22 protein-coding genes are annotated in these 21996 nt (G+C 60.3%); 13 read left to right on the top strand and 9 right to left on the bottom strand.

All coding sequences use genetic code 11. The features are described 5' to 3' along the window. Position 1 precedes the first annotated feature (1 nt). Positions 2–2002, top strand: coding sequence for a CocE/NonD family hydrolase (locus EV561_RS25500; protein WP_132525752.1), 2001 nt, complete (start codon positions 2–4; stop codon positions 2000–2002). On the opposite strand, the gene EV561_RS25495 is transcribed toward EV561_RS25500, so the two are convergent. Together EV561_RS25495 and EV561_RS25490 are read right to left on the bottom strand one after the other, a co-directional pair. Then, on the bottom strand, positions 1995–2399 hold the full coding sequence (locus tag EV561_RS25495) for an ACT domain-containing protein (protein ID WP_132525750.1): 405 nt from the start codon (positions 2397–2399) through the stop codon (positions 1995–1997). The genes EV561_RS25500 and EV561_RS25495 overlap by 8 nt on opposite strands. Before the next feature lies 1 nt (position 2400). Beyond that, entirely contained in the window at positions 2401–3318 is a 918-nt protein-coding gene (locus tag EV561_RS25490) for an alpha/beta hydrolase (protein ID WP_132525748.1), read from the bottom strand. A 233-nt stretch (positions 3319–3551) separates the two neighbouring features. On the opposite strand from EV561_RS25490, the gene EV561_RS25485 reads away from it, so the two are divergent. Continuing rightward, positions 3552–3881 carry a hypothetical protein gene (locus EV561_RS25485; RefSeq protein WP_245512921.1) on the top strand — a complete coding sequence of 110 codons (330 nt, stop codon included), beginning with the start codon at positions 3552–3554 and terminating at the stop codon, positions 3879–3881. A 20-nt stretch (positions 3882–3901) separates the two neighbouring features. Here EV561_RS25485 and EV561_RS25480 read toward each other — a convergent pair whose 3' ends face one another. Next, positions 3902–5128, bottom strand: a complete 1227-nt coding sequence (locus tag EV561_RS25480; protein WP_132525746.1) for an ROK family transcriptional regulator — start codon at positions 5126–5128, stop codon at positions 3902–3904. A gap of 254 nt (positions 5129–5382) precedes the next feature. On the opposite strand from EV561_RS25480, the gene EV561_RS25475 reads away from it, so the two are divergent. The 7 genes from EV561_RS25475 (at position 5383) to EV561_RS25445 (ending at position 12078) form a co-directional block, all read left to right on the top strand. Then, complete coding sequence (locus EV561_RS25475) at positions 5383–6621, top strand: extracellular solute-binding protein (RefSeq protein ID WP_132525744.1); 1239 nt, start codon at positions 5383–5385, stop codon at positions 6619–6621. A 76-nt stretch (positions 6622–6697) separates the two neighbouring features. Then, positions 6698–7582 carry a sugar ABC transporter permease gene (locus EV561_RS25470; protein ID WP_132525742.1) on the top strand — a complete coding sequence of 295 codons (885 nt, stop codon included), beginning with the start codon at positions 6698–6700 and terminating at the stop codon, positions 7580–7582. Continuing rightward, positions 7582–8427, top strand: a complete 846-nt coding sequence (locus tag EV561_RS25465) for a carbohydrate ABC transporter permease (protein WP_132525740.1) — start codon at positions 7582–7584, stop codon at positions 8425–8427. Before EV561_RS25470 ends, EV561_RS25465 begins: the two co-directional genes overlap by 1 nt. Before the next feature lie 2 nt (positions 8428–8429). After that, positions 8430–9449 (top strand): SIS domain-containing protein, encoded by a 1020-nt coding sequence (locus EV561_RS25460; RefSeq protein WP_132525738.1) that lies wholly within the window; start codon positions 8430–8432, stop codon positions 9447–9449. Then, entirely contained in the window at positions 9450–10385 is a 936-nt protein-coding gene (locus EV561_RS25455) for a PfkB family carbohydrate kinase (RefSeq protein WP_132525736.1), read from the top strand. Beyond that, positions 10382–11452, top strand: a complete 1071-nt coding sequence (gene ugpC, locus EV561_RS25450) for a sn-glycerol-3-phosphate ABC transporter ATP-binding protein UgpC (RefSeq protein ID WP_132525734.1) — start codon at positions 10382–10384, stop codon at positions 11450–11452. The genes EV561_RS25455 and ugpC overlap by 4 nt, the downstream gene beginning before the upstream one ends. 227 nt (positions 11453–11679) lie before the next feature. Further along, positions 11680–12078 (top strand): tautomerase family protein, encoded by a 399-nt coding sequence (locus tag EV561_RS25445; protein ID WP_132525732.1) that lies wholly within the window; start codon positions 11680–11682, stop codon positions 12076–12078. A gap of 18 nt (positions 12079–12096) precedes the next feature. Here EV561_RS25445 and EV561_RS25440 read toward each other — a convergent pair whose 3' ends face one another. The 3 genes from EV561_RS25440 to EV561_RS25430 all read right to left on the bottom strand — a co-directional run bounded on the left by EV561_RS25440 (position 12097) and on the right by EV561_RS25430 (position 13305). Further along, the gene (locus tag EV561_RS25440; RefSeq protein WP_132525730.1) at positions 12097–12492 is read right to left on the bottom strand and encodes a type II toxin-antitoxin system VapC family toxin; all 396 of its coding nucleotides are present in this window, start codon (positions 12490–12492) and stop codon (positions 12097–12099) included. After that, complete coding sequence (locus tag EV561_RS25435; protein WP_132525728.1) at positions 12492–12731, bottom strand: type II toxin-antitoxin system VapB family antitoxin; 240 nt, start codon at positions 12729–12731, stop codon at positions 12492–12494. Before EV561_RS25435 ends, EV561_RS25440 begins: the two co-directional genes overlap by 1 nt. Positions 12732–12822: 91 nt before the next feature. Continuing rightward, positions 12823–13305: an Lrp/AsnC family transcriptional regulator gene (locus EV561_RS25430; RefSeq protein WP_132525726.1), complete on the bottom strand. Its 483-nt coding sequence runs from the start codon at positions 13303–13305 to the stop codon at positions 12823–12825. Positions 13306–13458: 153 nt separating this feature from the next. On the opposite strand from EV561_RS25430, the gene EV561_RS25425 reads away from it, so the two are divergent. Further along, positions 13459–14211, top strand: coding sequence for a tryptophan 2,3-dioxygenase family protein (locus EV561_RS25425; protein ID WP_132525724.1), 753 nt, complete (start codon positions 13459–13461; stop codon positions 14209–14211). A 39-nt stretch (positions 14212–14250) separates the two neighbouring features. Here EV561_RS25425 and mntR read toward each other — a convergent pair whose 3' ends face one another. Further along, positions 14251–14700: a manganese-binding transcriptional regulator MntR gene (mntR, locus tag EV561_RS25420; protein ID WP_132525722.1), complete on the bottom strand. Its 450-nt coding sequence runs from the start codon at positions 14698–14700 to the stop codon at positions 14251–14253. 214 nt (positions 14701–14914) lie between these two features. Between mntR and EV561_RS25415 the strand changes: the two genes are divergently transcribed. From EV561_RS25415 to EV561_RS25405, 3 genes are all read left to right on the top strand, one after another. Next, on the top strand, positions 14915–16273 hold the full coding sequence (locus EV561_RS25415) for an Nramp family divalent metal transporter (protein WP_132525720.1): 1359 nt from the start codon (positions 14915–14917) through the stop codon (positions 16271–16273). Positions 16274–16417: 144 nt separating this feature from the next. Continuing rightward, entirely contained in the window at positions 16418–18238 is a 1821-nt protein-coding gene (locus EV561_RS25410) for a M23 family metallopeptidase (RefSeq protein WP_132525718.1), read from the top strand. A 199-nt stretch (positions 18239–18437) separates the two neighbouring features. Further along, positions 18438–19205, top strand: coding sequence for an SDR family oxidoreductase (locus EV561_RS25405; protein ID WP_132525716.1), 768 nt, complete (start codon positions 18438–18440; stop codon positions 19203–19205). Positions 19206–19228: 23 nt separating this feature from the next. Here the strand turns inward: EV561_RS25405 and EV561_RS25400 are convergent, their stop codons facing one another. Both EV561_RS25400 and EV561_RS25395 read right to left on the bottom strand, forming a co-directional pair. Next, positions 19229–20311 (bottom strand): MBL fold metallo-hydrolase, encoded by a 1083-nt coding sequence (locus EV561_RS25400; RefSeq protein ID WP_132525714.1) that lies wholly within the window; start codon positions 20309–20311, stop codon positions 19229–19231. Between the two features lie 3 nt (positions 20312–20314). Then, the gene (locus EV561_RS25395) at positions 20315–21994 is read right to left on the bottom strand and encodes an iron ABC transporter permease (protein ID WP_132525712.1); all 1680 of its coding nucleotides are present in this window, start codon (positions 21992–21994) and stop codon (positions 20315–20317) included. Positions 21995–21996 lie beyond the last annotated feature (2 nt).

Genomic DNA, 21996 nt, shown 5'->3' with positions numbered 1-21996 from the left:
AATGACTGACCGCAGCTTCACCGTCATCGAAAACGAATGGATCATGCTCAAGGACGGCACGCGGCTGGCGGCGCGTGTCTGGATGCCCGACAATGCCGAGGTCGATCCGGTGCCGGCGGTGTTTGAATTCCTGCCCTATCGCAAGCGTGACGGGACCAGTGTCCGCGACGAATCCACCTATCCCGTCTTTGCGGCCGCCGGCATTGCCGGGGTGCGGGTCGATATCAGGGGGTCCGGCGAATCCGATGGTGTCATCGATGGCGAATATACCGAGCTGGAACTTGCCAATGCCTGCGAATTGATTGCCTGGATCGCGGAACAGCCCTGGTCCAACGGTTCCGTCGGTATGATGGGCATTTCCTGGGGTGGGTTCAATTGCCTTCAAGTCGCCGCACTTCGGCCCCCTGCACTGAAGGCAGTGATTTCGATTGCCTCCACAGTCGACCGTTACAACGACGACATTCATTACAAGAATGGTTGCCATCTGTCGGCGCAGCTTTCCTGGGCGGCCACCATGCTTGCCTATCAGTCCCGCGCCCCCGATCCCGAGATCGTTGGAGAACGCTGGAAGGAGATGTGGCTGGAGCGGTTGGAGAAAGAGCCGTTCTTCATGGAGGAGTGGCTTTCCCATCAGCGCCGCGACGATTTCTGGAAGCATGGCTCGATCCGGGAGGATTTCTCTGCCCTGGAGGTCCCTGCTCTCGTTATCGCCGGCTGGGCTGACGGCTATCGCAACACGCCGCTTTCCGCCGCAGAGGGGCTTGGCGAGAAAGCCAAGGCGCTGATCGGACCATGGATCCATAAATATCCGCATTTCGCCTGGCCGAAGCCGCGAGCGGATTTCCACGGCGAAGCGATCCGCTGGTGGAACCGCTGGCTACGCGGAGAGGAAAACGGCATCGAGGAAGGCCCGCAGGTTCGAGCCTACATTCTTGACGCGGTAAGGCCGGCACCGAGGCGTGACCGCGATCCGGGCTTCTGGATTGCCAAGGACGCCTGGACGCAGCCGGAGATGCAATGCTTCTATGTCGAGCAGTTCGGAACGCTGATGGAGGGGATGCCGATTCCCCATGCGCCGGCGCATGACGTCTATATCAAGTCGCCGCTGGATACCGGAACCACGTCCGGCGAATGGTTCACCTTGAAACCGGATGCGGAACTCGCGATCGACCAGCGTATCGACGATGCCGGTTCACTGACATTCCAGACTGCACCGCTCGCCCAAGCGCAGGACTATTTGGGACGGCCGGTGGTGACAGTGACGCTCAGCTGCACGGCGGAGATTGCCAATCTTTGCGCCCGCCTGGTCGATGTCCACCCCGATGGCACCGCGACACGCGTCTCCTATGGCGTGCTGAACCTCGCCCATCGCGATGGTAATACCGAACCGACCCCGATGAAGCCCGGTGAGAAGACGCAGATCCGTCTTGTTCTGGACGCCTGTGGCTACCGGTTTGGCGAGGGGCACCGTATCCGGCTTTCGCTTTCCACTGCCTATTGGCCGACGATCCTTCCCGCACCGACCGATCCCGGCCTTACGATCGATATCGCGTCCATTGGACTTGGCTTGCCGAAGCTTGGCGTGCATGACGCGATCGAAGTGAAGGAGCCGGAGAATCCCGATCCGCTACCGCATTATATCGAGCACAAGCCCGCTGCGACGAGACGCCAGGTCATGCGTGATCTCTCGGCCAACCGTACGGACTATCGTATTCACGAAGACACCGGGCTTTTTGAGCATCCAGGCACGGGGCTCTCGACACGCCAGCGACGCGACGAGGTGTGGTCGATTTCGCCCGACGATCCACTTTCGATGAGAGGTGTTTCGGTCTGGACCTGCGAAATGGAACGGCCCGGCTGGTCCGTCCGCACAGCAAGCACAGCGACGATCACCTGCACGGCCACGGACTGGCGGGTCGGCGGATCGGTCGTCGCCTACGAAAGCGAGGAGCAGATCTTCGAGAAGACATTCGTCAAAACCATTCCGCGCGACTTCATGTAGACGCCGAAAGCGCCTTCAGCGCAGCGACTGCCCGTTCGGCGTCGGCCGAAGGGACGAAGATGTGGTCGTGATAATAGCCGGCAACGACATTGGCGCTGATCCCTTCCCGGGTCAGTGCCGCCGCGAAAGCCGCAGTCAGTCCGACGGCCTCAAGCGCCGAATGCACGGTCAGCGTGATGCATCGTAGCGGCGCGCTGTGTGGCAAGCCGTGATCTTTCGCGGCCCCTATCGGCAGGATCAGCGTCGTGCCCTCGGCCTCGTGGAAAACGCAAAGCGGGTTCAGGGTCAGATAGTTTGTAAAGTCCTCGGTCGGAACGCTGCAATAAACGAATTCCAGCGGCGAAAGGTTGGGCTCCATCGTCTTCAGAAGGATCGAGAGATCCGTGATCCCAGCCATCTCATAAAGCTCCCGCAAAATAGCTGACGGCATCGCAGACGGCGCGAAACCCGATGCGCGCTCCTTCGCTCATATGACGCGCTCGCAGCCACGCATGCACCATCTGCGGCTCCTCGCGAAACCAGACTTCGACACCGGCGGCCGCAAGCCGGCCGGCATAGATACGGCCATCGTCGCGCAAGGGATCGAAGTGGGCAACGCTGATAAAGGCAGGCGGGAGGCCGGCGAAGGACTCTGTGGCAAGCGGCATCGCTATCGGATTGTCTTCCGGCGCCCCGAGTAGCTGGCGGTAGTAGGCGACATCTGACGTTGTCAGCCCCGGAGCATCCGCCATTTCCTCGTAGGAACCGGAAATCAAATCACCGCCGAGGCTTGGGTAGATCAGCACCTGGCCAACGATGCCATTGAGGCCATCGTTCTTCGCCTGGACAGCCACCCCCGCCGCAAGGTTGCCGCCGGCGCTATCGCCGATCAGGACGACACGGCGGCCGTCCCTCAGAACATGTTTCAAGACAGCGAAGCAATCATCCGCCTGCGCTGGCCAGAGATGTTCGGGCGCGAGGCGATAGTCAACCGATACGAGCTCTGCTCCGGCATGGTCAGCGATCTCGGCGCATATGGCGTGATGGCTCTGCCGCGAACCGACGACGAATCCACCGCCATGGAAATAGAGGAGGAGCGTGGAACTGCGCAACGTGGCAGGACGATAGGATCGGACGGGAACATCGCCGATGATCGAATCTTCGACGACCATCCTTTCCGGAAGCGAACGATCGAAACGCGCACACAAGGCATCATACCATTGCCGCTGCTGCTCGATGGAGGCGTTCACCGCGTCGGCTGGGTAGAAGGAGTCGCAGATTTCAAGGAACTGCAGAATACCTTCTTCCGAAGGCCTGGGGCATGTTGTGGAACTCATGGTGTTCTCGACAAATGTGGCTGATGTTGTGACAGCAATACCATCATATGAACTGCCTATGGAAAGTCCGCAATTTTTGACCTGATTCGATACAGAAATGCCGTCCGTCATAGATCAAATTTCCGGAGAGTGTTCAAAAGCATATTATTGCGAATTGCCGCGGAACATAAAGCGCGATCCAGCGTTTACGCCGATTAATCCCGGTTGGGGATTAATCCCAGGTGGTAGGAGCAATGATCATGTTTCTTAGAACCCTCGCGGTATCCGCCTTGATAATGGGCGTTGCGACGACGGTCGTGGCGCAGAACACTCACAAGACGCATACGACGGAAATGTTCAAGGGCTCTCGTGTGCAATCGGTGATTGGCAGCGGCACCGATCATTCGAAGGATGCCATTCTCCCTGACGGCACAATCAATTTGGACCCAATGGTGACGGGCAGCCTGACAAACAGCAATGATGGCACGACCAGTTCCAGTCAGCCTCGGATGCTGTGCGACTCCGGTCCCAACACAGTCGGGATGCGAACAAGCACCTTCGATATGTCCATGCCTTGCCCGTAATTGGGTGAGCGGCAAAGGCGTTAGGCCAGGCTGTTCGTCCGGGTTTTAAGGATTGCCGAAAAGCGAGGGTCGAAGGCGCGGCTGATGGGTTCGGCGGCGGCGCCAAGTGCCACCGCCCAAGGGTCCGTCATGCCAAGTTGAAGTCGCGGCAGCCTCCTTGTCCGTCGTTCGGCAATTGACGGCAGCAGTGGATGCATTGCTTCGATCAGCCGGCGCGCCAGCGGCTCGGGAGCGCTTCCGCACAGAATGACCGTCTCCGGATCGAAGATCGTCTCGATGATCTGCACGCTCCAGCGCAAATCCACGCCTGCAGCCTCAATCCAGTCCCTTAGCAACGGATCGGCAGTTTCGACTGCGACCGTCAGTTTTTGACGCAACATCGGGTCTGCCGGATCGAAACCCATATGTTGGTAAAGCGAGGCGAACGACGCCCGATGCTCCAGCGTCTGTCGCTCTTTACCCTTGCTTCCCGGCGGCGAGAGTACCATGCCGATCTCGCCGGCGTTTCCATTTGCTCCGGCGTAGAGCTCGCCATTGAGAATAAGGCCCGCGCCTATACCGTAACCGAGATAAAGACAGACGGCATTATCAAGCCCATGGGCGGCGCCGACCATTCGTTCGGCGGTCGCAGATGCGGCGGCGTCGTTCTGCAGCCCGACATCGAGCCCCGTGCCGGCTGCCAGCGTTTCCAGTAGCGGAAAATTCTGCCAGGCGGCCATCATCCACGGATCGTCCTCAGGGGCTTCGAGACCGAATGGACCAGGCATGGCGACGCCGAGGCCGACCAGACGCTTCTCCGATTGCGCGCTGAGGACAGCAAGTTCCTTGCGCACCCCCTCGATTAGGTCGAGGATGACTTTGACACCTCTTGCCGGCCCGTCAAGCGGCAGGTTTGCTTCGGCGCGGACCAATACCGTGCCGACCAAATTAACGGCCGCCGCGCGCGTCACATAGCGATCGATCTGGAGGCCGATCGCAAACGCACCCTCAGGGACCAGACGATAGGGCGTCGAAGGCTGCCCCCTGCCCTTGCGCACCGCTGACAGGGAAACGACCAGACCATCACCTTCGAGTTCTTCGATGATGTTGGAGACCGTCTGCTTTGTAAGCTTGGTTGCGCGGGAAAGATCGGCGCGGGAAAGGGAACCGTTCAGTCGCAAAGCGTCGATCATCACCCGGCGATTATGGGCGCTGGTGCCTTCCTGATTGGTACCACTCTTGGCCCGGATGGGGCGGATATCGTTCATCTCGGTCGACCGCTGAAATCCCTCTTGACTTGATTAGAATATTGAACAAGAAATTAGTCAATGCAATTGACTTAATAAGGAACCGTTCAGAGTTCCGGGGAACGCAGACGACGAGGGCCAGGGTTTCCGATGTCGTTTCAACGCTCCAGTACGCATGGCGGTGCCGCGTCTCGACGCGACGCCAACCCGAGATCCCGATGCCGCGATGAGCTGGCAGCGGGCGACATCACAATAAACAGTCAATGGAGGTAGGAATGTTGAAATCGACACGCAACGCGCTTTTGGGTGCTGCCCTCATCGGCGCGTCCTTTGCCACGCATGCCCACGCGGAAACAACGCTCAACGCGCTTTTCATGGTCCAGGCGGCCTATAGCGAGGCCGATGTTCGCGCCATGACGGATGCCTTCATGAAGGCCAATCCCGATATCAAGGTCAATCTCGAATTCGTCCCTTACGAAGGCCTGCACGATAAGACGGTGCTGGCGCAGGGCTCCGGCGGCGGTTACGACGTTGCCCTCTTCGACGTCATCTGGCCGGCCGAGTATGCGACCAACAAGGTGCTGGTCGACGTCTCCGACAAGATTACCGATGAGATGAAGAAGGGTGTGTTGCCGGGCGCGTGGACAACCGTTCAGTATGACGGCAAATATTACGGCATGCCGTGGATCCTCGACACGAAGTATCTCTTCTACAACAAGGAAATCCTTGAGAAAGCCGGCATCACCGCGCCCCCGAAGACCTGGGACGAACTGAGCGCAGACGCCAAGATCATCAAGGACAAGGGCCTGCTCGCCACCCCGATCGCCTGGAGCTGGTCGCAGGCGGAAGCCGCGATCTGCGATTATGCAACGCTCGTCAGCGCTTACGGCGGCGACTTCCTGAAGGACGGCAAGCCGGACTTCCAGAACGGCGGCGGTCTCGACGCCTTGAAGTACATGGTCTCCAGCTATACGTCGGGCCTGACCAATCCGAACTCCAAGGAATTTCTGGAAGAGGATGTCCGCAAGGTCTTCGAAAACGGCGAAGCTGCCTTCGCGCTGAACTGGACCTACATGTACAACATGGCGAATGACCCGAAGGACAGCAAGGTTGCCGGCAAGGTCGGCGTCGTGCCTGCCCCCGGCGTCGATGGCAAGAGCCAGGTTTCCGCAGTCAACGGCTCCATGGGCCTCGGCATCACGGCAACCAGCAAGCATCAGGACGAGGCCTGGAAGTACATTACCTTCATGACTTCGCAGCCGGTGCAGAACCAGTATGCCAAGCTGAGCCTGCCGATCTGGGCGACCTCCTACGACGATCCGGCCGTGACAAAGGGTCAGGAAGAACTGATCGGCGCCGCTAAGCATGCGCTCGCCGCAATGTTCCCGCGCCCGACGACGCCGAAGTATCAGGAACTTTCGACCGCCCTGCAGCAGGCGATCCAGGAATCGCTCCTCGGCCAGTCAAAGCCTGAAGACGCGCTGAAGACCGCAGCTGACAATAGCGGCCTCTGATCTCGACAAGCCGGGCGGCGGCCTTCCCGTCGCCCGGACTTTTCTCCGGCTATTCCAAGAACAAGAAGAGACGCTGATGTCCGGCACCTGGATGACGACCCGCGCCTGGCTCCTGATGCTGCCGCTCCTGGTGGTCATGATCGCCGTCATCGGTTGGCCGCTCGTCGACACGGTCGGCCTCTCCTTCACCGATGCCAAGCTGGTCGGGACCGCGGGCAGTTTCGTCGGCGTCGACAACTACGTGAAGATGATCTCCGGTTCGAATTTCCAGCGAACCCTCATCACCACGGCCGAATTCGCCATCGCCTCGGTCTTTGCCGAAATGGTGCTTGGTGTCCTTGCCGCCCTGCTGCTCAATCAGGAATTCAAGGGGCGCACCATCCTGCGCGGCCTGATGATCCTGCCCTGGGCGCTGCCAACAGTGGTCAACGCCACCCTCTGGCGCCTGATCTATAATCCTGAATATGGCGCATTGAACGCCGCGCTGACCCAGCTTGGTCTTATCGGCGAATATCGGTCCTGGCTCGGAGAACCGGGCACTGCCCTCGTCTCGCTGATCGTTGCCGATTGCTGGAAGAATTTCCCGCTGGTGGCGCTGATCGCTCTCGCGGCCCTGCAGGCCGTTCCGCGCGATATAACGGCCGCGTCGCTGGTCGACGGCGCCGGACCGTTTAACCGCTTCCGCTTCGTGATCCTGCCTTATCTGGCCGGACCGCTGATGGTGGCGCTGGTGCTGCGCACGATCGAAGCCTTCAAGGTCTTCGACATCATCTGGGTCATGACCCGTGGCGGCCCTGCCAACAGCACCCGGTCGCTTTCCATCCTGGTCTACCAGGAGGCGTTTTCCTTCCAACGCGCGGGATCCGGTGCCTCGCTGGCGCTGATTGTCACGCTGCTCGTCACCGTGCTCGCGGCAGCCTATGCCGCATTGGTGCGCAAGACTGCAGGGAGTGCCGCCTGATGGAACGCAAGAACCCGATCTTCACCGCCTTCGTTTATGTCTGTGCCCTGTTGCTGGCCGCAGTCATCCTGGCGCCGCTTGTCTGGCTCTTTGTCATGAGCATTTCGCCCGCCGCGGATCTTGCCGCCAAGCCGTTGCGCTGGTGGCCGCAGGCCGTCGATTTCTCTCGCTATGGTGTGTTGCTCTCCAGAGCCGAAAACAGTGCCGGCGCAGCATTCACCTCGTCGCTGGTCAACAGCATCGAGGTATCAGGCATGGCAACGATCGCGGCAATCGCGCTTGCCATTCCTTCCGCCTGGGCGGTATCCCGCACGCCCTCCGTCGGCTGGTCGCTCTATATGGTGATCGCGACCTACATGCTGCCGCCGGTGGCGCTGGCCGTGCCGCTCTATATGACGCTTGCCTATTTCGGCATGCTCAATAACGTCTTCGGGCTGGCGCTGGTTTACCTGACGATCCTTGCCCCCTTCACGACCTGGCTGATGAAATCAGGTTTTGATTCCATTCCGCGCGAGATCGAATCCGCTGCAATGATCGACGGCGCCAGCCTGTTTGCCACGCTGCGGATCATCACCCTGCCCCTGGCAGCGCCCGTCATGGCGACGTCGGCGCTCTTCGCCTTCCTGCTTGCCTGGGATGAATTCTTCTACGCGCTGCTCTTTACCTCGGATCAGCGCGCGAAGACCCTCACCGTCGCCATTGCGGATCTCGCCGGCGGCCGTGTTTCCGATTACGGACTGATAGCGACCGCGGGCGTGCTTGCCGCCCTGCCGCCCGTGGTGATCGGTCTCGTCATGCAACAGGCCCTGATCTCGGGGCTGACCAGCGGCGGCGTCAAGGGATGACCATGAGCTCGAACAATAACCGCCCGGCGGGGCTTCTTGCCATCGACCGTGAAATGGCGCGCCAGCACGCTGATGCCATCGCCTCCTATGAGGGCGCTGGCGATATGGCCAAGACCATTGCTGCTTCCCTGAAGAAAACCGGCCGTCTTCTCTTGCTTGGCATGGGTGGATCGCATGCGGTCAGTCGCGCCGTCGAGCCCCTGTACCGCGCACTCGGCGTCGAAGCGATCGCCGTCACCCTTTCCGAGCAACTCGGGCAACCCCTGTCGCTCGATGGGCGCACGATCCTCGTCACCTCACAGTCCGGGGAAAGTGCCGAAGTCTTGAGATGGTTCGCAGAGATTGGCGGCGGCACAAAGGATACGTTCGGCCTGACGCTTGAAGGGGGCTCCTCGCTGGCCAAGGCTGCCCCGTCACTGGTCGGTGCCGGTGGTACGGAGCTCGCCTTTGCCGCGACCCGAAGCCTCACCGTGTCCTTTGCGCTGCATCTCGCCGTCCTTGCCGAACTCGGCGAGGATCCGGCAGCAGCACTCGCCGCTCTCAATGTGCCGGAGACCTCAGATATCGATGGCGCGCTCGCAGCCTTTGCCAATGTCGCAACCGTCGTCACCTCGGGCCGTCGTCTGCAGGGTGTCGCGGAAGCCCTGGCGCTCGGTCTTACCGAACTGTCCCGCCGCCCCTGCTTCTCGCTCGAAGGCGGGCAGTTGCGCCATGGGCCGATGGAAATGCTTGGTCCCGAGATCGGCGTCGTCCTCTTCAGAGGCAAGGATCACACGGCAAGCCTGGTAACCGCCATGGCGGTCTCGGTCGTCGAAGCTGGCGCACCCGTCGTCGTCTTCGATTCCTCCGGCGAGGAGCCGGCTGCGGGAACGATGACCATCCGCTTCAAGCCCGCAACGGGAATGGCGGCGATCTTCGCCATGCTGCCGGTCGCACAGCGCTTCATGATCGCGTTTGCCGACCAGCGCGTCGAGAATGCGGGGACGCCAGTGCGTTCCACCAAGATCACCCGGAGCGAGTGAATGCGCCCGCTTGCAGTCATCGGCAACGTCAATGTCGATCTCATCTTAGGACCGGCAGAGCCGTGGCCGAAGGCCGGCACCGAGATCATCGTCGACCATGACGAACTCCGAGTCGGAGGGGCCGCGGGCAATAGCGCGCTCGCCTGGCAAGCGCTGGGCGTGGATTTCCAGATTGCGGCCAATGTCGGTTCCGACGAATTCGGCCGCTGGCTGCGTCAGTCCTTCGGCACGCATGCCGAGACATGGCCGGAACGCCCCGAGGGGACGACGCTTTCCGTCGGCATCACGCATCCGGACGGCGAACGCACCTTCTTCACCACCCGCGGCCACCTCCCACGTCTTTCACTCACTGACGTCCTTACCGTTCTCGATGGCAAGCGCCTTGCGGGAGGCTATGCGCTACTTTGCGGCTGCTTTCTGACTGACGATTTCACAGCCGACTATTCCGCGTTCTTCGATTGGGCCGACAGCCACGACATCGCCGTCGCGCTCGATACCGGCTGGCCGCTCGACGGCTGGACGGAAGCCAACAAGCAGGCGACGCGCGGCTGGCTCGCGCGCAGCAGTTGCTCGATCATGAACGAGGTGGAGTCGACGACGCTGACAGGCCTCAGCGACTCGGTCGATGCCGCGCGCGCGCTGAAACGACAAATGCCTGAAGGCGCAATCGTCGTCGTCAAACGCGGCCCGGATGGTGCGATCGGCATCGATGCCGATGGCACATTGGTGTCGGTTGCGGCACCGAAGGTAACGGTGGTCGACACCATCGGGGCCGGCGATGTTTTCAATGCCGGGTTCCTCGCGGCACTTGCGGCCGGTGAACCGCTGTCTCTCTGCCTGGAAGCCGGCACGCGCATTGCCTCGCAGGCAATCTCCACCCTGCCACGCAACTATGGCGGCCCATTGTCACTGAAAAATGGAGAGGCCGTGCGATGAGTGCACTGGAAATCCGCGATATCCGCAAGACCTATGGGGACGTCGAGACCCTCAAAGGTATCGACATCTCACTGGAGAGTGGCGAATTTCTCGTGCTTCTCGGCTCGTCCGGCTGCGGCAAGTCCACGCTGCTGAACATCATTGCCGGCCTTGCAGAGGCTACTGCCGGTGATATCATGATCGGCGGCAAGTCTGTGCTCGGCGTACACCCGAAGGATCGCGACATCGCGATGGTGTTCCAGTCCTACGCGCTTTATCCGAACCTCACCGTCCACCGCAACATCGGCTTCGGCCTCGAGATGCGCGGCGTGCAAAAGGACGTGCGGGACAAGGCCGTGCGCGAGGTCGCGGCCCTGCTGCAGATCGAAAATCTGCTCGACCGCAAGCCGAGCCAACTTTCTGGCGGTCAGCGCCAGCGTGTCGCGATTGGTCGGGCACTGGTGCGCAAACCGGAGGTCTTCCTGTTCGACGAGCCATTGTCGAACCTCGACGCCAAGCTCAGGATGGAGACCCGCACGGAGCTCAAGCGCCTGCATCAGATGCTGAAGACGACAGTGGTCTACGTGACCCACGACCAGATCGAGGCAATGACGCTCGCAACCCGCATCGCCGTCATGCGCGACGGGCGTATCGAGCAGCTCGGCACGCCGGAGGAAATCTACAACAGGCCGGCAACTCTCTACGTGGCAGGCTTTGTTGGCGCTCCGCCGATGAACATGCTTGAGGTGACGGTTGGGCATGGTCGGTTGCAGATTGTGGGTTCTTCGGCCAGCCTGCCGATGCCGGCCCGCTTCCGCGATCTTGCCACGGATGGACGGAAGCTCATCCTCGGTGTCCGCCCGGAGACGATGCGGCTTGGCGGTGAAGGACTGTCGCTTGAGGCACGCGCTGATGTGGCGGAGCTGACCGGTCCCGAATTGGTCGTTACCGCGCTTGTCGGCACGCAGCGGATCATGGCCAGCCTGCCGCCACGAACGGGCGTGAGGGAAGGCACCCCCTTGATCCTGTCATTCGACGAGGATGTGGCGCATCTCTTCGATCCCGAAACGGGGCGAGCTCTGGCGTAAAGCCAAGCTTGCGCTTTGCCAAGTCCTCGGTCCACCGGAATTCCCCGAACCTGGGTATGTTCTGCCGGGTGACGCGATGCGGATGAACTGCGGGCCGGTGATCGAACTATCCCGGATTTGAGAACCAACGGTTCGATATTTATTGATTTTCTGAACGGTCACGTTCGTCGATATTCGAGGTGGCGGCTCGGTTGAGCGCGCTAGATGTCTATCGAGGAATAGCTCCAATGCCTATTTTCACCGTGACAATGAAGTCAAGCCGGTCAGCCCCCGAGAAGGATCGCCTTTCCAGGGCTATCCATGCGGCGACCATCGCCGCGGGGTATCCGGAAGACGATTTTTTCCAGCGTTTTCTTGCTCTCGACCCCGGTGATTTGAGAGTGGATCCACACTATCCGGCCCTGCCCAAACCACGCACCGATCAACTGCTGCTGATCGAGGTTCTTATATCGACAGGGACCGAGATCTCCAGAAAGAAGAAGCTGGTCGTGAAATTGGTGGAGAACCTTGTGAAAGCAGGCGTTGATGCCAATGATATTATGGTGTTTTTCGTCGAGACCGATCGATCAAGCGGGTCGTTTGGCGGGGGTCTGTTTGCATCACCCGTTGTTTTCGATGGTCGATAGCGATCGAGCATAGGCAGCTTATGCCCGCTCGATATCTGTCAAGGCGAAGGCCTCGGCCTTGCAAAGCAGGGGTTGCCGATAGTAGCGCGCGCAGGCATAGGTCATGCATTGAGCGAGGCTCAGATTGGCCGGATGCCGACCTTCGCCATAGGCGGCAAACGCTTCCGCAGCGAGGAACGCTGCGCGCGGCGGAACGGCGAGAAGCTGGATGTTGGCAAGTTGCAGGAAAGTTCGCACTGCGGTACTCGCCTCCTCGATGGCCAATCCGAGGATTGCCGTGATGCCGATTGCCGTTTCGGCAACCTCCTGGGGCGAGATCATACGGGTGGTTGAAGCTTGCATGCGGACGGCAAGGCGACGCGCCTCATCCTCATCGGTCATCATCGCCATGAGCGCGGAAGCGTCGATGAACATCAGGCTTCTCCGGAGCCGCTAACGTCGTCGGCGGAGGCTCTGTTATCCGCGCCTGCCTTGCGCTTCAAATCGCGGCAGAATGCGACAATAACGTCCTCCAGGGTCGGCTTTGCGAGTTCTTCCTCAAGCGCCTTCTGCAGGGCGCGACGGACAGCTTCGGTCTTGGACGGTGACTGCGTGAGGATCTGATACCGCCGCGCAAGCCGATCGATCGAGTCATCCTTAATGTAGAGTGGCATAAGATATTCCTGTGCACGGTGATCGAGGCCCCGGTGGCTCGATTCGGGCTCAGCCGAAAATCACCTCATCCGATCAATCCGTAAAGTCCCGTCAGCGCGCTTTCCCATCGCCAACATGCCGTGCGGCTTCAGCGAAGGAGACATCGTTCTTGATTTCTCGGGTAGACATCGAGGTTACAGTGCGGCGCACGCCGGGAAGGCGGCTAAGCTCCTGGCGCAGCAGCCGGTCAAGCGCTCCCATATCCGCGGCAAGAACATGCAGCAGATAGTCGGCGTCGCCCGTTGTGGCATGGCAACGCCAGATCAGGGGATGCTTGCGAACGGCCGCCTCGAACGCCTCCGACAGCTCGAAATCGATCGAGACCTGGACGAAGGCTTCCAGCCCGAAGCCGAGCTGCGCGGGATCAAGCATCGTTCTATATCCACGAATGACGCCGGCCTCTTCCAGGGCCTTTACCCGCTTCCAGCAGGGCGTCTTGCTCAGGCCGACCGCTTCGGCAAGGGCAGCAAAGGATAGACGCGCATCTGCTTCCAGCGCGGAGACGATCTTCTGATCAATGGGGCTTAGGGACATCGTTCTCAGTATTCGGCTTAAAGGTATCTTTCGTACTCTATCAACAAGACGAAAAGTGACAAATAGGAACAATGTTCGGCGAAAAATTTCGTATCGTACATTCTAGGCAAACATGCCGCTGGCCAGAGCGCCGACAAAGGGGAACAACGAAACATGCAGAAGCAAGAATACTACGCTCGCATCGAACAGCCGGAAATGCGCGACTACGGCGTCTATCTTCAATGCGACAAGCTGCTTGCCTGTCAGAAGCCGTTGGCTGACATGGCCAACGCGGATGAACTGCAGTTTCAGATCGTCCATCAGGTCGAAGAGCTGTGGATGAAGCTGATGGCCTACACTCTCGTGGACGTCATCGGCTATATCGAGGAGGAGAACACGCACCGCATCGTGACGCTGATGGGCCGTGTGCATCGGCTGATGCGGATGATGACGGCGCAGCTCGATCTCTTGGAGACGATGTCGCCGAAGGAATATCAGCAAATCCGTCTGCAGCTCGGAAATGGCAGCGGCCAGGAATCGCCGGGTTTCAAATTTCTGCTGCGCATGCCGCCTGACCTCTGGCGGGCCTTCAAGGCAAGTTATCTCGACAAGCGTGGCCTGTCTGTCGAAGACGTCTACGATACGAAATATGATCACGACGACAGCTATGTCGTTGCGGAATCACTGATCGAATTCGATGAGTTATTCCAGAAATTCCGCGCCCACCACGTCTACCTGATCCATCGCTCAATCGGGCTCGGCTCGAAATCCCTCAAGGGCCGGCCGGTCGACCTGCTGGAGGCCGGAGCCCGCCACCGCTTCTTCCCCGAACTCTGGGACATCCGTTGCTCGATGACGGACCAATGGGGCAGCCAATACGGCGTCGTGCGCGACTCTATTTCGAAGCACGACAAGGCAGCAGAATAGTTTGAGAGCGCGGCGGCACGTATTTACCGTGCCGGACGTCTACCGCTTCATCGCCCGCCTGAAGGCCTGCAGCGTCTCGGAGCTGACGTGGTGCTCGATGCCTTCAGCATCGATTCTGGCCGTTTCCGCGCTAACCCCGAGCCAGCGTAGGAATGCCTCGACGGTCTGATGGCGTGCACGAATCTCCTGCGCGATCCTGTTGCCTGCCTCGGTCAGGAAAACGCCGCGATAGGGCCTGCGCGAAACCAGGCCCTCATCCGCGAGCCGCGCCAGCATCTTGGCGACCGTGGGCTGCGAGACCGCAAGGCGAGCGGCGATATCAACCTGCCTTGCCTCGTTTCCGTCGTCGATCAGGTCGGCGATGAGTTCCACATAGTCTTCCACCAGGGCGCCACGGCGCGCCTGTCTGGTCTGCCGGAATCCTTCCGAGTGGGTTTCCGCGTCCGGTAGCGGCGCGTCCCGGTGTGTGGATCGTCTTGCAGCCGACAAGCCTCTCCCCCTCTGAGCAAATCACGAAACGGCTTGCATCATTATAGCACCGGTTTCGATTTTGAAAGCGCGTGACGATTTCTTCCCGGGTTTCCGGGCTTCGGTCGGTTATGGCCTAAAAATGCCATGGGTATAGAATATAGCCTATTGCATAATGTTTATAAGAATCATATTTATTTAGTTCCGTACAATTTGATCCTCCCCTGGGTGTTTTATGTCTGATGTTCAGGATGCCGCAATTTCGCGGCGCACGTGGAAATTCTCCGATCCTGCGGAGGATGCGAGACCGAGCCTCCCTGAAGTGAATGCTTCCATCCATGTGCCCCAAGGAGGCTCCTGGATCAGGCGGCTGATCGCGTTTCTTGGCCCCGGCTACATGGTGTCCGTCGGCTATATGGATCCCGGCAACTGGGCGACCGACCTCGCCGGGGGCGCGCAATTCGGCTACACGCTGCTGACAGTGATCATGCTGTCGAACCTGATGGCGATCCTGCTGCAGGCCCTATCGGCGCGTCTTGGCATTGTCACCGGGCGCGACCTCGCACAGGCCTGTCGTGACAGTTATCCGAGGCCGGTCAATATCGCGCTGTGGATCGCATGCGAACTTGCCATCATCGCTTGCGATCTCGCCGAGGTCATCGGAACGGCAATCGCACTGCAACTGCTCTTCGGCATCCCCCTGGTCGCCGGGGCACTCATCACGGCGCTCGACGCTTTCCTGCTGCTACTGTTGATGAGCAAGGGCTTCCGCTTCCTGGAAGCCTTCGTGGTCGCCCTTCTGACCGTCATCGCTATCTGTTTCGCGATCCAGATCGCGGCTGCCGCTCCCCCCGTTGCAGCGATCCTTCGCGGGTTCATCCCATCGACAGAGATCGTGACGCATCCCGAGATGCTCTACATAGCCATGGGCATCATCGGCGCGACCGTCATGCCGCACAATCTCTATCTCCACTCCTCGATCGTGCAGACCCGCGCCTACAAGCGCACCGACGAGGGCCGGCGTGACGCGATAAAATGGGCAACCGCCGACAGTACGATTGCGCTGATGCTGGCCCTCTTCGTCAACGCCTCGATCCTCATCGTTGCAGCTGTCGCGTTCCATGACAGCGGCCATTCCGAAGTGGCAGAGATCGGCCAGGCATTTGAGCTTCTGTCGCCGCTGCTGGGCCTTGGGATCGCCTCGACGCTTTTTGCGGTTGCGCTCTTGGCCTCCGGTCTCAATTCCACGGTTACGGCGACACTTGCCGGTCAAATCGTCATGGAAGGCTTTCTGCGTCTGCGCATCCCGCATTGGGCCCGGCGGCTTCTCACGCGTGGTCTTGCCATCATCCCCGTCGTTTTCGTCACGGCCCTCTATGGTAACAAGGGAACTGCCGACTTGCTTGTTCTCAGCCAGGTCATCCTCTCGATGCAGCTGCCCTTCGCGGTCATTCCGCTTGTCCAGTTCGTTACCGACAAGCGCAAGATGGGGCAATTCGTGATTCCCAAAAGCGTCGCGATTCTATCGTGGTGCGTTGCCGGGGTTATCCTCGTTTTGAATTTCAAGCTGCTCTACGACACGATCACAGGTTGACGCAAGGAAAGGCGGTCATTGTTGACATTACGGTTGGGTACGATAAAACCAGGGAAAATTAATAGCTGCGTAATAATTGCCCCCATTTTGCCATGTTCCGCCCTAGTTTGGGCGCCGATATAATCTGCAAGGTTACACAGATAAATGGCCGAGAATCCGCTTTATATCCAATTCCCAGCGGAACCGGCCCTTGTTGCACAGCCCCACCATGAAACGTTTCACCTTCCGTTCATGCCGCGGTCGGCACATGCCCGGCATTTGATCGCAGTCTGGCTGGGTGCGATCGGATCTTTTGGCCTTCTGGCCTCAGTTCTCTACCCGCTGGTAAATCGTTATATCGTTGCACCTGCGGTTGCCGTTCATCCGGCACAGATCGTCCAGTCCTTGCCGGCGATGCCGAAAACGAGCCGGCTGGCGATGCGTCGTCGTTTTGATGGTGCGCGTTTCGCCCAGGTGGCCGAGCAGGTGTCGACAGGCGAGACGCAGATCTTTACCTACCATCGCCTGACGCTCGTTTTCAAGGAAGATGGCGAAGATCGCAGCGGCATTGTCAACGCCGATTACGAAGGCGAAGGCCAGCAGGATGGCGCGCTCGTTGCGACGCCCGTCTTTGCCGATTTTCGCAGTGGCGTCTATCCGCAGCCTGATGCCTTCGTGTCCCAGCGACGCTCCCGCTTCCCGGTAAGGGGAGTTCCCCTCAATGTCAGCGTTGCAAACGCGGGCGTAGTGCCAACCCGCGAATTCAAACGGGTGGTCTCTATGCCGAAGAACCGCCAGGAGCTGGCGGACATCCTCGAGACGGCGGGCGTTAGCGACAAGAACCGGGAAGAGCTGGAGCGGGCACTCGCGACGGATGCGGTTGCGCCGGGCAACAGTCTCGAACTCCTGATGGAGAAGAATTCGGAAAACGGCCGCCCGAAGCTGATCATGGCAAAGCTGAACGGGGAAAAGGGTAACGCGAAGGTCGTCGCCCGCGACGATTCGGACAGCTTCGTACCCGTCTCCGACGACCGGCTTTTTTCGACCCTCTATAGCGAAAGCCAGCCGGATGCGCCCTCCTCCTCGGAGGTTGCCGCGATCGATTTGAACGGTCTGGACGATGACGACCCGACGGGGCTGCGCAACCGTCTCGAAAAAGCCGGGCTCTCCGAAGTAACGGCCAACGATCTGATGAAGCTTGCCGACGCCAACGGCGTGCCGCTGAACGGCAGCGATGATGCGCCCGACAGCGTCGATCTTCTTTTCCGCAAGTCCGACGGCAACAACAAGACCGATTTGATGTTCATCGAATTCCATTCCGGCGACGAGGCGCACCGCTTTTATCTGCATCGGGACACGCCGGACGGCGCGTCGGAATTCTATGACGAAGATGGTCATTCGGTCGCAAAGGTATTGGCACATCGGCCCGTTCCGGGCGGCAAGCTCGGCGACGGCTTTGCCTGGCGTATCCATCCAATCCTCGGGGTGAAGAAGTTCCACAACGGCGTCGACTTCCGCGCACCGATGGGAAGCCCGATCCTCGCGGCCGGCGATGGCATCGTCGAGAAGATTTCCTGGGAGACCGGCTACGGGAAATATGTTCGCATCCGCCACGATGGCGGCTATGAGACGACTTACGCTCATATTGCGTCCACGCCGGACGATCTAAGGGTCGGCGAGCGTGTCAAGCAAGGCGAGGTGATCGCCTATGTCGGCTCGACGGGCTACTCAACCGGTCCGCATCTCTACTATGAGCTCCGCGTCAACGGCCGATACGAAAATCCGCTGACCGCCGATCTGCCGGCCGGCACCAACCTGACAGGCAAGTCGCTCGACAGCCTGAAATCACAGGTCAACCACGTGGACAGCATAATGAGCTATCTCGATGCGTCCTCTGAGCCGCAGCTGGATGCCGCTCCTGAACCGCAGCCGGAGCCGTTCACGTCCTTCGATCACAGGCCAAAGGGCCATTTCGGCAGACCCTGATCGTCCAGGCCGACAATATCCGGGATCTGGGCCGCGCCGCTTCGGAACTCCCGGATATGCCCTAAATCCTTGCATTAATTCAGTGTGTTTTTACGCAGACATGGTCGACAAGCCATGCCGGCTCAATATCTTAACGGATAGAGCTGTCGTTGTCGCAGTCTGCTTCTCAAGCTGCCTTCGCAAGGCAAAGGATAAGATCGTGGCCTTCCCCCTATTCGATCTCAGCGGTCGTCGCGCACTTGTGACGGGCTCCAGCCAAGGCATCGGTTTCGCTCTGGCGCTGGGTCTCGCCCAGCACGGAGCCGATATCGTGCTCAACGGGCGCAATGAGGAAAGAGCGCAGGCCGCAGCCCGACTTTTGCAGGCGGAAGGCTATGAAACTGACTGTGTCGCGTTCGACGTCACCGACCCAAAGGCGGTCTCCGATGGTGTCGCGAGGATCGAAGCGGAGCTGGGACCGATCGACATATTGATAAACAATGCCGGCATGCAGTTCCGCACGCCGCTCGAGGATTTTCCCGTCGATAAGTTTGACGAGCTGCTGAAGACGAATGTCTCGAGCATCTTCTATGTCGGCCAGGCGGTGGCGCGCCACATGATCCGCCGGGGGCGTGGCAAGATCGTCAACATCGCTTCGGTTCAAAGCGAACTCGCGCGCCCCAATATCGCGCCCTATACGGCAACCAAGGGCGCAGTGAGGAATCTGACGCGGGGGATGTCGACCGATTGGGCAAGGCACGGGCTGCAGGTGAACGCGCTCGCGCCCGGCTATTTCAAGACGCCGCTTAATCAGGCGCTTGTCGACGATCCGAAATTTTCCGCCTGGCTGGAAGCCCGAACGCCGGCGGGCCGCTGGGGCGAAGTGGAGGAACTCATCGGCGCGGCGGTGTTCCTCTGCTCCGACGCGTCGTCCTTCGTGACCGGCCATATGCTGATGGTCGATGGCGGCATCACGACGAGCCTTTAGGGCGCTTCCGCAATTGTCCCGCTTCAGATGTCGATTGTCGGCCCGCTGAACGAAAGGTCGGGATAGAGCGCGGCAAGGCGGGTCATCGCCGGCTTGCCCGCAAAGGCCGGCAGAATGACACGAGGCTGCACGAGGTCAGCAAACCAGCGAATATCGCTGGCACGCGGGTGGACATTCCACCGGGCGAAACCTGCTATGCCCTCCTCGATCAGCGCCTTTCCCGGCGTGCCGTCGGCAACATGACCGGTGAAAATGATCCTGACCGCGTCGTTATCGGCGAAGCGGGCAGCAAGCTTAGCAGCCAAGCCATCGCCGGCGTCGGCCGCCGCAGCGATCATCACGCCCTCGGCCGAAGAATCCCCATGGAGCGTTGCCGCCTTCTCCAAAAGTCCCGTCAGGCGCTGCCGGGCTGTCGCGGACACCTCGCCCCGGCCGCTCGCGGCAAGTCTTTCCGCGATTTTTCGATGGGCAGGACATAGGCCGACCCTTAAACCCGCCTCGCTCAGCAAGACGGCAGAATCGAGACCCCGCCCCGCAGGCGGCATCGGCAGCAACAGCGGTCCACTCAGCGCCTCCTTGGCGATACGATCTATCCCGATCGACAAGGGCTCTTCGTGATCGCCATAGGAAACGTCGCAGATGGCTGCCGCCGCCCGTGGAAAGTCATCGAGACCATAGAGTTCGCTTTCGCGCGTCCAGTCGCCGGTATAGAGGACGCCGCCCTCCCCGCCGATCCTCATCCAGATGCCTCCCGGAGCATGCGATGCGCGGCCCGTTTCAACGGCAACACCGAGAATATCGATCGCACCCTGAAGCGGCAGATCGCGTGTGACATCCAGCATGGAGTGCGCGCTAATCTCCCGAACCATGGCAGTGGTATAAACCGGCGGGGAGCCGATCTGATCCAGCAAAGGCAATGCGCCGATATGGTCCTTGTGGCTGTGGCTGATCAATACCGCGTCGATACGACCAAGCTTTGCAAGATCGGGGAAAACGCCGGCTTCCGGTCCTTCGCCGAGATCGAGCAGGAAACGCTTCCCCTCGATTTCGACCAGAAAGCAGGCCGGCGTCTTGCCGCCATAGCCCGAAATTGCCTCGATCTTCATTTCTTAGTCCTGGATAACGCTGCTGCGGCGCATGACGCCGATCAGGCAGAGCGGCAGAACCGTCGTGATCAATATGGCGATGAACGCCATAGCCATGCCAAGACCAATAGACCCCTGCTCGAACTGACGCCAGATGAAAGTGGCGATCGTCTGCATGCCGACCGGCGCAATGACGACAGAGGCCACCAGTTCGCGCGAGGCGACCGCAAAGACCAGCAGCATCGAGGTCGCCAGGCTCGGGAAAACCAGCGGCAGCATGATCCGGCGAAAGGCGGTGAAGCTGCTGGCGCCACAGACCCGGGCGGCGGCCTCCAGATTGTCACCGATCTGCTGAAAGGCCGCTGTGGTATAGCGCACCGGCTGGGGCAACAGGATGCAGCAGTAGGCGAGTAGCAGGATGAAAGGCGTGTTGTAGGGCGTGAACGGCAGCCCCGGCGCGTTCCAGGCAAGGATCAGGCCGACCGCGACGACGATGCCGGGAAGCGCATTCGGCAGGATCGTCATGATATCGAGCAGCCAGCGGCCACGATAGCGCGTCTTGACGGTAGTATAGGCAGCCAGCACCCCGATGATGCCGGTCAGCAGGGCTGTGCCGATGCCGAGCGCGAAACTGTTGCCGAGAGCTTGCAAGGCACCGGCACCATTGTTGAAGACGGCGACGAAATTCTTCAGGCCGAGATTATCGAACGCCAAGCCGCCGGAGATCGTCTTGGATGTCGCCGTCGCAAGGATCGCGAGGAGAGGAACGCCGGTCGCGAGAAATGCCACAACCGCAAAGGCGATGAGGACGGGAACACTTAGTGCTCCAAGCGGCCGCTTGTCCTTATTCTGCGGCTTGCCGCCAGTCGTCTCATAGGAGCGCCGCGCCAATATCCAGCGCTGCAGCAGGAATGTGATCAGCGACATGGCGACCAGCATCAGCGACAGTATCGCGGCGCCAGGCAGGTCAATCGGCCAATCGGAGATGCGCAGATCGATACCGGTGACAAGCACCTGAAACTTCGTCCTGCCCCCGAGCGCCGCCGGCGTGCCGTATTCCTCGATAGCGGCTGCAAAAACCAGCATAAGACTGCCTGCGAGGCCGGGCGCCGACAGCGGAAGCGTTACGCGCCAGAAGGCGCGCGCCGGAGAAGCGCCAAAAACGCGACCCACATCGGCATAGCGCGAACCGACGGCCTCGACGGTACGCGAGACCGCGAAATAGACGATGGGAAAGGTATTCATCGCCATGACGAAGGTCATGCCGAACAATGAGAACAGGATCGGCGCCAGATTGAAGCCGGCAAGCTGCTGCAGGTAGCCGCGCGGCTGCAGGGTGAGTATCCAGCCAAGCGTCGCAATATAAGGCGGAATCATGAAGGGGACGAGCAGCAGGACGTCCCAGAAAGACGCCAACGGAACCTTGTAAAGCGCGCGGCAGATGCCGAGCGGTACCGCAACAAGCGCCGAGAGCAGGACGACACACGCGCCGAGGATCAGCGTGTTCCCGCTCATCGAAAGGAGCGCGCTGTCGCTCAGCGTAGCGATGAGCTGCGAGAAGGGCGCCGCGAAGGAGCCCTGCCCAAGAGATGGAAAGATGCCCTGCAGGACGACTGCGACGAACGGCACCCCGACCAGGACGACAAGTCCTATCGCTGCCACCCATGCGGCGGGTGCAGCACCACTGATGCCGTTCGTCTTCATTC

This window comes from Rhizobium sp. BK376 (assembly GCF_004341625.1).
Classification (GTDB): domain Bacteria; phylum Pseudomonadota; class Alphaproteobacteria; order Rhizobiales; family Rhizobiaceae; genus Rhizobium.
The sequence above is the reverse complement of the archived record's forward strand: the minus strand, read 5'-3'. Positions and strand labels throughout refer to the sequence as shown.

Bases quoted from the DNA above. Each gene is read 5' to 3' on its own strand.
- EV561_RS25495 (WP_132525750.1), bottom strand. From the start codon at position 2,399: ATGGCTGGGATCACGGATCTCTCGATCCTTCTGAAGACGATGGAGCCC.
- EV561_RS25395 (WP_132525712.1), bottom strand. From the start codon at position 21,994: ATGAAGACGAACGGCATCAGTGGTGCTGCACCCGCCGCATGGGTGGCA.
- ugpC (WP_132525734.1), top strand. From the start codon at position 10,382: ATGAGTGCACTGGAAATCCGCGATATCCGCAAGACCTATGGGGACGTC.
- EV561_RS25465 (WP_132525740.1), top strand. From the start codon at position 7,582: ATGGAACGCAAGAACCCGATCTTCACCGCCTTCGTTTATGTCTGTGCC.
- EV561_RS25410 (WP_132525718.1), top strand. From the start codon at position 16,418: ATGGCCGAGAATCCGCTTTATATCCAATTCCCAGCGGAACCGGCCCTT.
- EV561_RS25470 (WP_132525742.1), top strand. From the start codon at position 6,698: ATGTCCGGCACCTGGATGACGACCCGCGCCTGGCTCCTGATGCTGCCG.
- EV561_RS25490 (WP_132525748.1), bottom strand. From the start codon at position 3,318: ATGAGTTCCACAACATGCCCCAGGCCTTCGGAAGAAGGTATTCTGCAG.
- EV561_RS25430 (WP_132525726.1), bottom strand. From the start codon at position 13,305: ATGTCCCTAAGCCCCATTGATCAGAAGATCGTCTCCGCGCTGGAAGCA.
- EV561_RS25425 (WP_132525724.1), top strand. From the start codon at position 13,459: ATGCAGAAGCAAGAATACTACGCTCGCATCGAACAGCCGGAAATGCGC.
- EV561_RS25455 (WP_132525736.1), top strand. From the start codon at position 9,450: ATGCGCCCGCTTGCAGTCATCGGCAACGTCAATGTCGATCTCATCTTA.
- EV561_RS25435 (WP_132525728.1), bottom strand. From the start codon at position 12,731: ATGCCACTCTACATTAAGGATGACTCGATCGATCGGCTTGCGCGGCGG.
- EV561_RS25415 (WP_132525720.1), top strand. From the start codon at position 14,915: ATGTCTGATGTTCAGGATGCCGCAATTTCGCGGCGCACGTGGAAATTC.
- EV561_RS25475 (WP_132525744.1), top strand. From the start codon at position 5,383: ATGTTGAAATCGACACGCAACGCGCTTTTGGGTGCTGCCCTCATCGGC.
- EV561_RS25460 (WP_132525738.1), top strand. From the start codon at position 8,430: ATGAGCTCGAACAATAACCGCCCGGCGGGGCTTCTTGCCATCGACCGT.
- EV561_RS25485 (WP_245512921.1), top strand. From the start codon at position 3,552: ATGATCATGTTTCTTAGAACCCTCGCGGTATCCGCCTTGATAATGGGC.
- EV561_RS25445 (WP_132525732.1), top strand. From the start codon at position 11,680: ATGCCTATTTTCACCGTGACAATGAAGTCAAGCCGGTCAGCCCCCGAG.
- EV561_RS25500 (WP_132525752.1), top strand. From the start codon at position 2: ATGACTGACCGCAGCTTCACCGTCATCGAAAACGAATGGATCATGCTC.
- EV561_RS25480 (WP_132525746.1), bottom strand. From the start codon at position 5,128: ATGAACGATATCCGCCCCATCCGGGCCAAGAGTGGTACCAATCAGGAA.
- EV561_RS25400 (WP_132525714.1), bottom strand. From the start codon at position 20,311: ATGAAGATCGAGGCAATTTCGGGCTATGGCGGCAAGACGCCGGCCTGC.
- EV561_RS25440 (WP_132525730.1), bottom strand. From the start codon at position 12,492: ATGTTCATCGACGCTTCCGCGCTCATGGCGATGATGACCGATGAGGAT.